Origin of the sequence: Phyllobacterium sp., assembly GCF_037994425.1 — a bacterium.
Taxonomy (GTDB): Bacteria; Pseudomonadota; Alphaproteobacteria; order Rhizobiales; family Rhizobiaceae; genus Phyllobacterium.
Genome location: NZ_JBBNAM010000191.1, coordinates 1 through 13,014 on the forward strand (window position 1 = coordinate 1; position 13,014 = coordinate 13,014).

Sequence of the window (13,014 nt, forward strand, 5' to 3'; positions counted from 1 at the left end):
GCCCCGCGAGAGGCATTGCTCAACGGCAAGGCCCAACGAAGCCGCGCCCGCAATTTGCTAAACAAGCGCGCACGCCCGCCATCGACATGCCCGCACAAAGCGCCGCGAAGGAAGCTTCGCCGAAACGCCTGCTCGTTCGTCGGTCCGGGGCACGCCCACAGGAGCGAACGGGCCTAATTCTCGAAACCCAGCCTTCCAATGACTACGCTCTCCTTGATAGCGGCAATGGCCTGAAGCTCGAGCAATATGGACCATACCGTATTGTCCGGCCCGAGGGTCAGGCGATTTGGCTGCCAGCCTGGGACAGGACCGAATGGGACAAGGCGGATGCTGTGTTCACCGGCAATACGGACGAAGAAGGCGTCGGACGTTGGCATTTCCCCAAGATACCGCTCGGCGAAACTTGGCCGCTTGCCTTTGACGGGTTGCCATTCTATGGCCGCTTCACTTCGTTCCGGCATGTCGGGGTATTTCCCGAGCAGGGAACCCATTGGGCCTACATGAACGGCCTGATCCGCAAGGCCAAACGGCCGGTTAAAGTGCTCAATCTTTTCGGATATACAGGCGTTGCCTCGCTTGTCGCCGCCCGCGCTGGCGCGGAAGTCACCCACGTGGACGCTTCGAAGAAAGCCATTGCTTGGGCCCGGGAGAATCAGGAAATGGCCGGCCTTTCAGGCAAGCCCATCCGCTGGATCTGCGAAGACGCCATGAAGTTCGTGATGCGCGAGGAACGCCGTGGCAGCTCTTACGATATCATCCTGCTCGATCCTCCCGCCTACGGCCGCGGACCTGGCGGTGAGGTCTGGCAACTCTTCGACAATCTGCCGGATATGGTTGACCTCTGCCGCGCCATTCTCTCGCCAAATCCGCTTGCTGTCGTATTGACAGCCTATTCCATCCGAGCGTCGTTCTTCGCGATCCATGAACTGATGCGCGATACTTTCACCGGTCTTGGCGGCACGGTGGAGTCAGGCGAACTCATCCTGCGCGAACGCTCGTCGGAGCGCGCGCTCTCCACCTCGCTTTTCAGCCGCTGGGGCAATACATGACACGACATGACGACCACCATCGGGGTACGGGACTAGCCCGCCCCGGCAAGGTCAAGGAAGTCACGAGCCTGACCAACCCGATCGTCAAGGATTTGCGCGCCCTTGCGATGAAGAAGTATCGAGACCAGCAGGGCGTCTTTCTCGCGGAAGGGCTGAAGCTGATCATCGACGCACTTGATCTCGGCTGGACGATTCGGACGCTCGTCTATTCCAAGGCGGGCAAAGGCAATTCCCCCGTCGAACAGGTGGCGGCGCGCACCATCGCCAAGGGCGGCGACGTTCTCGAGGTTAGTGAAAAGATCATCGCCGCGATCACGCGGCGCGACAATCCGCAAATGGTCGTCGGTGTCTTCGAACAGAAAGTCCAGCCGCTTGCCACTATCAAACCGCACGGCAATGACGTCTACGTTGCGCTTGATCGGGTGCGCGATCCGGGCAATCTCGGGACGATCATTCGTACGGCCGATGCCGTCGGCGCCAAGGGCATTGTCCTGATAGGCGATACCACCGATCCATTTTCATTGGAAACCGTACGCGCCACCATGGGTTCCGTGTTCGCCGTTCCGCTCGCCCGCGCCACCGAAGCCGAATTCCTTTCCTGGCGAAAGGGCTTTGCCGGATTGGTCGTTGGAACGCATCTCAAGGGGGCTGTCGATTACCGCACTATTCCTTACGCAAACCGGCCAGTAATGTTGCTGATGGGTAACGAGCAGCAGGGCTTGCCCGACCACTTGGCGGCAAGCTGCGACGAGCTTGCCCGCATACCCCAGGAAGGACGGGCGGACTCGCTCAACCTTGCCATTGCAACCGGGATCATGCTGTTTGAGATAAGACGCGATGCTTTAAAGCTCGATGGCGGAAACTGAGACAAGAGAATGATGAAAACCAAGGCAGCTTATGGTTTATTGGCGGTGGTCGCGTTTGCCGTCATCAGCGATCAGATCATCAAATATCTGATCGAGACGGGCATGGACTACCAGCAGCAGATCGATGTCCTGCCCTTCCTGGCCCTCTTTCGCGTTCACAACAACGGTATTGCCTTTTCGATGCTCAGCGGGCTCCACGATCTGGCCCTGATCGCACTCACGATCGTCATCATCTGCTTCGTCAGTTATCTCTGGTGGTCGACGGCGGCAACGCGCTGGCTCTCCCGCTTCGGCTTCGCCCTGATAATCGGAGGCGCGGTCGGCAACCTGATCGACCGCAGCATCCACGGCTACGTTATCGACTATATTTTATTTCACCTGCCGACCTGGTCATTTGCCGTCTTCAATCTTGCGGACGCCTATATTTCGGTCGGCGCGGCGCTCGTCGTTATCGAGGAAGTTATCGTCTGGCTGCGTGAGCGCCGGACTGGCAGGGGTGAGCCCGGCAAGAACTGAACTTGGCGGAAATCGCCCCATGTCATCGCTGGGTGCAGCGCGCTGCAACTCACGTCATGCTGCCGTCATTGATTTGTAGTATTCAGGAGGCGACCGACGACCGATCAACCTCCCTTAAGAGCGAACCGACATGAGCATCGTCTTGCTTGAACGTGCTTCAACTACTAAAGATCAGCGCATGATGCCGCAGGTTGATTCAACGCCCTCGCCTTCCATGGCGCCAAGTCTCGTTTCGGTGCTCGGTCGCATCGGCACGATGGAGGTATGCCTTGCCCAGACCGAGGACGAGATCGAGTCGGCACAGCAGCTTCGCTTCAAGGTTTTCTTCGACGAACTCGGCGCCAAGGGATCGGCGACACTGGAGCAGCGCGACGCTGACCGATTCGATCCGGTGTGCGATCATCTCCTTGTCTACGACACGTCAATCGCCGGCCCCAAGCACAAGCAGATCGTCGGTACGTACCGCCTGCTTCGTTCGGAGCGCGCCTTCGAAACGGGCGGCTTCTATTCAGCCAGCGAATATTCGATCGATAGCCTCGTCAACGCCAAGCCGGACTTGCGCTTCCTTGAGCTTGGTAGATCCTGTGTTCTGCCGGAATACCGGTCGAAGCGCACCGTTGAACTGCTGTGGCAGGGCATCTGGACATATTGCCGTCATCATTCGATCGGCGTCATGTTTGGATGCGCATCGTTTCAGGGCACCGTTCCGGCCGCACACGCCCTACAGCTGTCGTTCCTTCACCACAATTTTCGAGCAACGAATGATTGGGATGTACGTGCGCTGCCTGACCGCTACCAGCCGATGGATCTGGTTCCCGCAGAGGCGATCAACCCGCGTGTCGCCATGTTCGCCATGCCGCCGTTGATCAAGGGCTATCTGCGCCTTGGCGCGATGATTGGTGATGGCGCTGTCGTCGACCACGATTTTGGCACCACGGATGTTTTGATCATCCTCCCCGTGAGCCGTATCGCCGAGCGCTATATCAGCCATTATGCTGCGGAAGCCAAGCGCTTCACCTGACGAAGACCGATCATCTGTGGAGAAGAGCGCAAGATACCCGCTACAGAGGTGGGTAAATGCTGCATTTGCGCATAGATTGCTCCTGATCGGACAAGGGTCTATCAGGAGAGCGCATTGGCCGAGCTGGCAACCATAATCGAAACGCCCGCCTACGACGCTGAGCCATTGGCGCGGCCGACGCCGATGATGGAGCAATATATCGAGATCAAGGCGACGAATCCCGATAGTCTCCTGTTCTATCGCATGGGCGATTTCTACGAGCTCTTCTTCGACGATGCGGTCGAAGCATCGCGCGCACTTGGCATTACGCTGACCAAGCGCGGCAAGCATCTCGGCGAAGACATTCCGATGTGCGGCGTGCCGGTCCATGCCGCAGACGACTACCTGCAGAAGCTGATTGCGCGCGGCTTTCGGGTCGCCGTCTGCGAGCAAATTGAAGATCCGGCGGAAGCCAAGAAGCGCGGGGCGAAATCCGTCGTCAAGCGTGACGTCGTCCGCCTCGTAACGCCCGGAACAATCACCGAGGAGAAGCTCCTCGATCCCTCCGAAGCCAATTACCTGATGACGCTCGGCCGCGTGAAGGGCGCCGGAAAGGGCCAGTTTGCACTTGCCTGGATCGATATTTCGACCGGCACCTTCCGCGTCAGCGAAACCGATGCCTCACGCCTACTTGCCGACATCTTGCGGGTCGAACCGCGCGAACTCATCGTTGCCGATCCCGTCTTCCACGATCCGGAGTTACGGCCTGTCTTCGACATTCTCGGCCGATCGGTGTCGCCGCAGCCATCCAGCCTTTTCGACAGCGCAACCGCCGAAAACCGGATACAGCGCTATTTCGACGTTGGGACCCTCGACGGATTCGGCCAGTTCTCGCGAGTGGAACTTTCCGCAATCTCCGGCGCTATCGCCTATGTCGAGAAGACGCAGATCGCGGAGCGTCCGCCGCTCATGCGGCCGGAGCGCGAGTCGGAAGGCTCATCGCTCTTCATCGATCCCGCCACGCGTGCCAACCTTGAACTTTTGCGCACCCTTTCAGGCAATCGTGATGGCAGCCTGCTCAAGGCGATCGATCGCACTGTCACCGGCGGCGGCGCCCGGCTTCTGGCCGAGCGTCTCACCGCGCCACTGACGAGTCCTGAAGCAGTTTCGACGCGCCTCGATTCCATATCCTTCTTCCTGCTCCACCAATCGCTCGCCGATGTCGTACGGGAGACCCTGAAAGGCGTCCCGGACATGCCGCGTGCGCTTTCGCGGCTCGCTGTGGGGCGTGGCGGCCCGCGTGATCTCGGCGCCCTTGACCGTGGGCTCGAAGCTGCCGACGAGATCGCCCGTATCATCGGAACCGAAATTCTCCCCGTAGAACTTGCCAATGTGCGCGATAGCCTGGCGGACTTGCCGCGTGATTTCCTCCGGCATCTCGAAGAGGCGCTTGCCGATGAGCTCCCGCTCCTCAAGCGGGATGGTGGCTTCGTGCGGTCTGGCTACAATGCCGAACTTGATGAAATGCGCGCACTTCGCGACCATTCGCGCCGCATCATTGCGGGTCTCCAGGCTAACTACATGGAGACGACGGGCATCAAGTCATTGAAGATAAAGCACAACAATGTGCTCGGCTATTTCATCGAAGTGACGGCCAACAATGCTTCGGTGATGACCGATACGGATGCCGCCAGGGCGAAGTTCATTCATCGCCAGACCATTGCCAATGCAATGCGTTTCACCACTACGGAACTCGCGGAACTCGAAACCAAGATCGCCAATGCGGCGGACCGCGCACTTGGCATCGAGCTTAACGTGTTCGAGCGGCTGACCCAGGAAACGGTTGCCAACGCTGAGGCGATCCGGGCTGGAGCAGTGGCGCTCGCCGCGCTCGATGTTTCCGTATCACTTGCCGCCCTTGCGGAAGAACAAGGCTATTGCCGTCCCATCGTCGATAACAGTCTCGCTTTTGCTATCGTTGCCGGACGTCATCCGGTGGTCGAACAATCGCTGCGCCGGCAAGCGGCCAACCCCTTCGTCGCCAATGATTGCGACCTTTCGCCCGAAGGGAACGGCAGAGGCGCGATCTGGCTCCTGACCGGCCCGAATATGGGCGGTAAATCGACGTTCCTGCGCCAAAACGCCCTGATCACGATCCTCGCACAAATGGGCTCTTTCGTTCCCGCCGGCTCGGCCCATATCGGCATCGTCGATCGCCTGTTTTCCCGCGTCGGCGCGTCCGATGACCTTGCCCGTGGCCGCTCCACCTTCATGGTGGAAATGGTGGAGACGGCCGCGATCCTTAACCAGGCAAGCGATCGGTCGCTGGTCATTCTCGATGAGATCGGGCGCGGCACGGCGACCTTCGACGGCCTGTCGATTGCCTGGGCGGCGGTCGAGTATCTGCACGAGAAGAACCAGTGCCGGGCGATCTTCGCGACCCATTTCCATGAAATGACGGCTCTTTCGGAGAAGCTTCGCCGCCTCAGCAACGTGACGATGCGGGTCAAGGAATGGGATGGCGACGTGGTTTTCCTGCATGAAGTCGCCAAAGGAGCGGCCGACCGTTCCTACGGCGTCCAGGTGGCGCGTCTCGCCGGACTTCCGGAAGCGGTCGTCAACCGCGCCCGCGACGTGCTTCACCAGCTCGAGGCGGGCAATACGACCGGCAAGGCAGATAAACTCATCGACGATCTGCCGCTATTCTCCGTTGAGGTGAAGCGCCAACCGCCAAGGCCGGCGCAGGCCAAGGACAGCGCGCTGGTTACCGCTCTCTCAGGCGTCAATCCGGACGAGATGACGCCGCGCGAGGCCCTCGAAGTGCTCTACCGCTTGAAAGGCCTAGCCACAATCAACTCATGAAATGGCCTGCTTCACCTGCTTCAAATGAAGTCATTCCGTTTGAAGTAATTTCGCGCTATAGCGGGCGATCATTCATAAAGTCGTGTTCATGAACGCCTCAGACCTGAAACTGGAACAGATCGTCAACCCCACCACACTTCATCGACAGTTTGAAGATCTGGTCAAGGCGGCGAAGGACAATGGGGCAGCATCCGTCGATCGCAACGACGTGCTGCAGCTCGTCAAGCAAACACTCGCATCGGGACGCAAGACGGCCGAAGCGCTGTTGATGAAGGACGCTGGCGGGACGCGTTGCGCCATGCGGCTTTCCTGGCTCATGGATCAGATCATATCCGCGGTCTATGAATTCGCGGTCGCCCATGTCTATCCTGCGGTAAACCCCTCTACAGCTGAGCGAATGAGCATAGTCGCCGTGGGCGGCTATGGACGCGGTGCCCTTGCACCCGGCTCGGATATCGACCTACTATTTCTCCTGCCCTACAAGCAGACGCCCTGGGGCGAACAGGTCGTCGAATATATTCTGTACATGCTGTGGGACGCCGGGCTCAAGGTCGGTCATGCGACGCGCAATCTCGATGAGTCCATCCGCCTGTCGCTGGCAGATATGACGATCCGCACCAGTATTCTCGAAGCCCGCTATATTTGCGGCAATGAGGAACTATTCACCACGCTGGAACGGCGCTTCGATGATGAGGTCGTCAAGGGAACGGGACCCCAATTCATCGAAGCCAAGCTCGCGGAACGCGATGCTCGCAACCGCAAGGCCGGCGCGACACGCTATCTAGTCGAGCCCAACGTCAAGGAGGGCAAAGGCGGCCAGCGCGACCTGCATACATTGTTCTGGATCGCCAAATATTATTACCGCGTCAAGACCAGCGATGACCTTGTCAGGCTCGGCGTACTTTCGCGAGCCGAGCACAACAAGTTTCGCAAGGCGGAGGACCTTCTATGGGCCGTCCGCTGCCATATGCACTTCCTGACCGGCAAGGCGGAGGAGCGCCTTTCCTTCGACATCCAGAGCGAAATTGCGCAGCGGCTTGGCTATACGGCCCATCCGGGGCAGCGTGATGTCGAACGCTTCATGAAGCACTACTTCCTCGTTGCCAAGGAGGTCGGCGATCTGACCCGGATCATTTGCGCGGCGCTGGAGGAAGAGCAGGCCAAGCACGTGCCCGGCTTCAATCGGATTTTCCTGACTTTCTCCCGGCGCAAACGCAAGCTTGCCGGTACGAGCGATTTCGTCGTCGACAACCATCGTATCACCATCGCCAATGACGGCGTCTTCGAAAAGGACCCCATCAACCTTATCCGCCTGTTTCACTTTGCCGACCAGCATGGGCTCGAGTTTCATCCGGATGCCATGCAGCTCGTTACGCGTTCACTGTCGCTGATCAATGCAGAGCTGCGTGAAAACGCTGAAGCGAATCGGCTTTTTCTCGAAATTCTCACTTCGGAGCGTAATCCGGAGCTGATCTTGCGGCGGATGAACGAATCCGGCGTACTCGGCAAGTTCATTCCCGATTTCGGCAAGGTCGTCGCGATGATGCAGTTCAACATGTATCATCACTACACGGTCGACGAGCATCTTCTGCGCTGTATCTCCGTTATGTCGGAGATCGACCATGGCGACCTCGGCCAGGAACATCCGCTGGCCAACCAGATCATGCCGGGCTTGAAGAAGGATCGCAATATCCTCTACGTGGCGTTGCTGCTCCATGACATCGCCAAGGGGCGTCCCGAGGATCACTCCGTCGCCGGCGCCCGCATTGCAAGGCGGCTTGGACCCCGGCTTGGCCTTTCCAAGGCCGATACCGAGACTGTCGCCTGGCTCGTCGAACAACATCTTACCATGAGTAGGGTGGCGCAATCGCGCGACCTTAATGACCGCAAAACGATCGAAGACTTCGCCGAGATCGTGCAATCGCTCGACCGGATGAAGCTGCTGCTGATCCTCACCATCTGCGATATCAAGGCGGTGGGCCCTGGCGTATGGAACGGTTGGAAGGGCCAACTGCTGCGTAACCTCTTCTACGAGACGGAGTTGCTCCTGACCGGCGGCTTTTCCGAAGTTCCGCGCAAGGAGCGCACCGAACACGCGCGCGCGCAGCTTGAACATGCGCTCTCTTCATGGCCGCAGATCGAGCGCCAGTCCTACCTCGCTTTGCATTATCAAAACTATCTCCTCACGGTCAGCCTCGACGATCAGATCCGCCACGCGAATTTCATTCGCGAATCCGATGCCGGGGGCAAGGCGCTCTCCACCATGGTTAAGACCCATGATTTCGAGGGCGTCACCGAGATCACCGTTCTTTCGCCCGATCATCCGCGCCTGCTCTCGATCATTGCCGGCGCCTGCGCAGCGGCGGGCGCCAATATTGTTGATGCACAGATCTTCACGACCAGCGACGGACGGGCACTCGACACTATCCTTATCAGCCGCGAATTTTCGACCGATGATGACGAGCGGCGGAGGGCGAAGAATGTTGGCCGCCTCATCGAGGATGTGCTTTCAGGGCGCAGCTATCTTCCGGAAATGCTGGCAGCACGCACCAAGCCCAAGCGCGCCGTACGGGCTTTCCGCATTGCCCCCAGCGTTGAGATCAACAATACGCTCTCAAACAAATTCACCGTCATCGAAGTTGAAGGGCTGGACCGGCCAGGTCTTCTTTCGGAAATCACCGGCATCATTTCCGACCTGTCGCTGGATATCGCCTCTGCGCATGTGACGACCTTCGGCGAGAAGGTCATCGACGTCTTCTACGTGACCGATCTTGTCGGCCAGAAGGTTACCAATACGGCCAGACAGAATCGGATCCGCAAGAAGCTGCTCGCCCTCTTCGGCGAAGGCGATATAACGACTGCTCAGCCCCAACGGCAAAACATCCTCATGACGGCGGAATAGATGAGTCTCGTCAAGAAATTTGCGACGGTCGCATCCGGTACGCTGATGAGCCGCGTCTTTGGCTTCACCCGCGAAATGCTGATGGCGAGCGCGCTCGGTACCGGCCCGATCGCCGACGCATTCAACGCGGCCTTCCGTTTTCCGAATACATTCCGCCGGCTCTTTGCAGAAGGAGCGTTCAATGCCGCCTTCGTGCCGCTCTTTGCCAAGGAGATCGAAGCCAATGGCCTCGATGGGGCAAGGCGCTTCTCCGAGGAGGTGTTCGGCGTCCTCTTCACCGTGCTTTTGACACTCACCATCCTGATGGAAGTGTCGATGCCACTGATCGTGCGCTATGTCATCGCGCCGGGCTTTGTCGAGGACCCGATGAAGTTCGACAATACGGTGCGCATGGCAATCATCATGTTCCCCTATCTCGCCTGCATGTCGCTGGCGGCGATGATGAGCGGCATGTTGAACTCGCTGCACCGTTATTTCGCCGCAGCGATCGCGCCGGTGTTTCTCAACATTATCCTGATCGGCGTCCTTGGCTACGCCTGGTTCACCGGACAGGACGGCAGGGCGGTTGGGTATGCCCTCTCTTGGGGTGTCATGGCTTCGGGTCTGGTGCAACTCGCAATCGTCTGGATTGCGGTGCGCAATGCCGGCATATCCATCGGCTTCCGCCTGCCGCACCTCACGAAGAATGTGAAACGTCTGCTGGTCCTGGCGCTTCCGGCCGCAGTCACGGGTGGGATTACGCAGATCAATCTTTTGATAAACACCAACATTGCTTCGGCAAAATCAGGCGCGATTTCGTCGCTCGCCTATGCAGACCGCATCTACCAATTGCCGCTCGGCGTTGTCGGCATCGCCGTCGCCACCGTTCTCCTGCCGGAACTCGCGCGCGCCCTGCGCTCCGGCAACCTCAAGGAGGCGGCAAGCCTGCAGAATCGCTCGGTCGAATTCACCTTGTTCCTGACGCTTCCTGCCGCCGCAGCGCTCCTCGTCATGTCAGAGCCGATCGTTCGCATGCTCTACGAGCGCGGCAACTTTTCAGCGAGTTCGACCCATACGGTCGGCAACATATTGGCCGTCTATGGTCTTGGCCTTCCCGCGTTTGTCCTGATCAAGGCGTTTCTCCCCGGGTTTTTCGCGCGCGAGGATACGCGCACCCCTATGATCTTTGCAGCCGTCGCGGTGGTTGTTAACGTTTCCCTTGCGCTCACCCTCTTCCCCATCATCCACGAAACCGGCATTGCCACCGCTGAGATCGTTGCCGGTTGGGTCAATGCCGTGCTGCTGTTTGCGACGTTGGTCTGGCGGGGTCACTGGGGCCGCGACATTCCCCTACTCACCCGTATTCCACGCCTCTTGATATCGGCGGCTCTCATGGGGCTAGGACTTCACTACGCAATCGTCTGGATGGGGCCCTCCCTTGCGCCCCACGCCCCACTCTATACTCAGGCCGTCGCGGTGATGTCGCTGGTCGCGTTGTCGATGATCCTCTATTTCGCACTTGCCTTCGGCACCGGCGGCGCGAGCCTTGCAATGATCCGCCGCAATGTGAAGCGCCGTGCGAAGGCCCCTGAAATCTCGCCGACGGATCCGGCGTCATGAGCCGTCACATCGGGTTGATAACGCTCGTCGTTCGCGACTATGACGAAGCCATCGACTGGTTCACGCGCAAACTGGGCTTTCTGCTTGTCGAGGATAAGCCGCTTGCGGATGCGAAGCGTTGGGTGGTTGTGATCGCGGGCGACGGCGGCGCGCGCCTCCTCCTTGCCAAGGCAGATGGAGACGAGCAGGAAGCATCCGTCGGCAACCAAACCGGCGGGCGGGTTGCGCTGTTTCTTTATACGGATGATTTTGCAAACGACCACGAAGCAATGATGAAGGCCGGCGTGACCTTCCTCGAAGAACCGCGCCACGAGCCTTATGGAAGCGTCGCCGTCTTCAGGGATCTGTACGGCAACAAGTGGGATCTGTTGGAACTCAAGTAATCCATAATATCGATAGGGCTTGAATACTGCGTGTGCCTCTGCCAAAACCGCGCTTCATTGCGTTTCGCGCCCGCAAGCCCGATCCCCGAACGATCAAGGACTATTCATGAGCACGTTTGAACAGCTCGTCTTTTCCGGTGTCCAGCCAACCGGTAATCTGCATCTCGGTAACTATCTGGGTGCAATCCGGCGCTGGGTCGCTCTGCAGGAAGATTATAATTGCATCTATTGCGTGGTCGACCAGCATGCGATCACTCAAGCTATGTCAGTGTGGGGCGGCCCGGTCGAGCTGATGCGCAATACGCGTGAAGTGACCGCCGCTTTCCTTGCTTCGGGCATCGACGCAAAAAAGCACATTGTCTTCAACCAGAGCCGCGTGCGTCAGCATGCCGAGCTAGCCTGGGTGTTCAATTGCATCGCCCGCATGGGTTGGCTGAACCGCATGACGCAGTTCAAGGACAAGGCCGGCAAGGACCGTGAGAACGCCTCGGTTGGGCTGTTTACCTACCCGAACCTGATGGCTGCCGATATCCTCGCGTACCGCGCCACCCATGTTCCGGTCGGTGAAGACCAGAAGCAGCACCTCGAACTCACACGCGACATCGCACAGAAGTTCAATACGGATTTCTCGGAGCGGATCGCCGAACTCGGCCTCGGCGTCGAAACGCAGTCGGGTGACGAGACGATAGCCAGTTTCTTTCCATTGACGGAACCCGTCATCGGCGGACCTGCCGCACGTGTCATGAGCCTGCGCGACGGTACCAAGAAGATGTCGAAATCCGATCCCTCCGACCTTTCCCGTATCAACCTCATCGATGATGCCGACACGATTTCGAAGAAGATCCGCAAGGCCAAGACCGATTCCGAACCCTTGCCGTCGGACGTCGACGGTCTCAAGGATCGCCCGGAAGCAGACAACCTGGTCGGTATCTACGCGGCCCTGATCGACGCGGACAAGGCGAAAGTGGTCAGCGATTTCGGCGGTCAGCAATTTTCCGTGTTCAAGCCGGCGCTCGCAGACCTCGCGGTCGAGCGTCTGGCGCCGATTGCCGAGGAAATGCGCAGAATCTCGGCGGATCCTGACTATGTCGACGCGGTTTTGAAGGATGGCGGCGAGCGCGCAGCCGTTCTCGCCGAGAAGACGTTGCGCAATGTGCGTGATATTATCGGGTTCCTGCAAGACTAGGACCGGGTCTTGCAGGCGATGAACAATCACATCGGTCAGGGCAGGAAACGGGCACATGGTATCGAAACGTCTCAGCCGTGAAGCGGGGCATCGCCGCAAATTTCTCGCCGTCATCGATGAAACGCCGGAATGCGAGCGGGCTGTTGCCTATGCCTCGCGTCGTGCCAAGACCACCGGAGGCGTGCTGCTGCTGCTCTTCGTCATCGATACGGCCGATTTTCAGGCGTTCCTCGGTGTCGAGCAGATCATGCGCGCGGAGGCGCAGGAGCGGGCAAGCGCGACGCTGAGCAAGTTTGCCGCCAATGTCCGCGAGACGATTGGGATCGAATCCGAACTCGTCGTGCGCGAGGGGCTTACATCGGAAGAAATCCAAAAGCTGATCGAGGACGACCAGGATATCGCCATTCTCGTGCTCGCTGCGGGCTCAGGCAAGGAAGGTCCGGGGCCGCTCGTGCAGTCTCTGGCCGGGCGCGAATCCTTCTCCATTCCAGTCACCGTCGTGCCTTACAATCTTTCCGACGAGGACATCGACGCGATTACCTGATCCCGCAGCAAAACGTGATACAATCCTGACTTGAAGAGTTGGGTTTTAAGGCCTATATCGCTTTTGAACAATTCTAAACTGACACGCGAGACTCGCCATGTTTATCC

Annotated in this window: 10 protein-coding genes; all 10 read left to right on the forward strand. The window is 58.9% G+C overall.

The window, feature by feature from the left end:
* Window positions 1-14: 14 nt before the first annotated feature.
* Window positions 15-1,049, forward strand: coding sequence for a class I SAM-dependent rRNA methyltransferase (locus AAAB35_RS13550; RefSeq protein WP_340668806.1), 1,035 nt, complete (start codon window positions 15-17; stop codon window positions 1,047-1,049).
* Window positions 1,046-1,915 carry an RNA methyltransferase gene (locus AAAB35_RS13555; protein ID WP_340668798.1) on the forward strand — a complete coding sequence of 290 codons (870 nt, stop codon included), beginning with the start codon at window positions 1,046-1,048 and terminating at the stop codon, window positions 1,913-1,915. Before AAAB35_RS13550 ends, AAAB35_RS13555 begins: the two co-directional genes overlap by 4 nt.
* Before the next feature lie 12 nt (window positions 1,916-1,927).
* Entirely contained in the window at window positions 1,928-2,431 is a 504-nt protein-coding gene (gene lspA, locus AAAB35_RS13560; RefSeq protein ID WP_340668807.1) for a signal peptidase II, read from the forward strand.
* A 181-nt stretch (window positions 2,432-2,612) separates the two neighbouring features.
* Entirely contained in the window at window positions 2,613-3,452 is an 840-nt protein-coding gene (locus AAAB35_RS13565; RefSeq protein ID WP_340668808.1) for a GNAT family N-acetyltransferase, read from the forward strand.
* A 183-nt stretch (window positions 3,453-3,635) separates the two neighbouring features.
* On the forward strand, window positions 3,636-6,293 hold the full coding sequence (gene mutS, locus AAAB35_RS13570) for a DNA mismatch repair protein MutS (RefSeq protein WP_340668809.1): 2,658 nt from the start codon (window positions 3,636-3,638) through the stop codon (window positions 6,291-6,293).
* Window positions 6,294-6,381: 88 nt separating this feature from the next.
* The gene (locus tag AAAB35_RS13575; RefSeq protein WP_340668800.1) at window positions 6,382-9,195 is read left to right on the forward strand and encodes a [protein-PII] uridylyltransferase; all 2,814 of its coding nucleotides are present in this window, start codon (window positions 6,382-6,384) and stop codon (window positions 9,193-9,195) included.
* A complete protein-coding gene (gene murJ, locus AAAB35_RS13580) occupies window positions 9,196-10,794 on the forward strand; it encodes a murein biosynthesis integral membrane protein MurJ (protein ID WP_340668801.1) in 1,599 nt (532 codons plus the stop codon).
* The gene (locus tag AAAB35_RS13585) at window positions 10,791-11,177 is read left to right on the forward strand and encodes a VOC family protein (RefSeq protein WP_340668802.1); all 387 of its coding nucleotides are present in this window, start codon (window positions 10,791-10,793) and stop codon (window positions 11,175-11,177) included. The genes murJ and AAAB35_RS13585 overlap by 4 nt, the downstream gene beginning before the upstream one ends.
* A gap of 106 nt (window positions 11,178-11,283) precedes the next feature.
* Window positions 11,284-12,363, forward strand: a complete 1,080-nt coding sequence (gene trpS, locus AAAB35_RS13590) for a tryptophan--tRNA ligase (RefSeq protein WP_340668803.1) — start codon at window positions 11,284-11,286, stop codon at window positions 12,361-12,363.
* 55 nt (window positions 12,364-12,418) lie between these two features.
* Window positions 12,419-12,907, forward strand: a complete 489-nt coding sequence (locus AAAB35_RS13595) for a universal stress protein (RefSeq protein ID WP_340668805.1) — start codon at window positions 12,419-12,421, stop codon at window positions 12,905-12,907.
* The last annotated feature ends 107 nt before the right edge of the window (window positions 12,908-13,014 follow it).

Bases quoted from the DNA above. Each gene is read 5' to 3' on its own strand.
- AAAB35_RS13575 (WP_340668800.1), top strand. From the start codon at position 6,382: ATGAACGCCTCAGACCTGAAACTGGAACAGATCGTCAACCCCACCACA.
- AAAB35_RS13555 (WP_340668798.1), top strand. From the start codon at position 1,046: ATGACACGACATGACGACCACCATCGGGGTACGGGACTAGCCCGCCCC.
- murJ (WP_340668801.1), top strand. From the start codon at position 9,196: ATGAGTCTCGTCAAGAAATTTGCGACGGTCGCATCCGGTACGCTGATG.
- mutS (WP_340668809.1), top strand. From the start codon at position 3,636: ATGATGGAGCAATATATCGAGATCAAGGCGACGAATCCCGATAGTCTC.
- AAAB35_RS13565 (WP_340668808.1), top strand. From the start codon at position 2,613: ATGCCGCAGGTTGATTCAACGCCCTCGCCTTCCATGGCGCCAAGTCTC.
- lspA (WP_340668807.1), top strand. From the start codon at position 1,928: ATGAAAACCAAGGCAGCTTATGGTTTATTGGCGGTGGTCGCGTTTGCC.
- AAAB35_RS13595 (WP_340668805.1), top strand. From the start codon at position 12,419: ATGGTATCGAAACGTCTCAGCCGTGAAGCGGGGCATCGCCGCAAATTT.
- AAAB35_RS13585 (WP_340668802.1), top strand. From the start codon at position 10,791: ATGAGCCGTCACATCGGGTTGATAACGCTCGTCGTTCGCGACTATGAC.
- trpS (WP_340668803.1), top strand. From the start codon at position 11,284: ATGAGCACGTTTGAACAGCTCGTCTTTTCCGGTGTCCAGCCAACCGGT.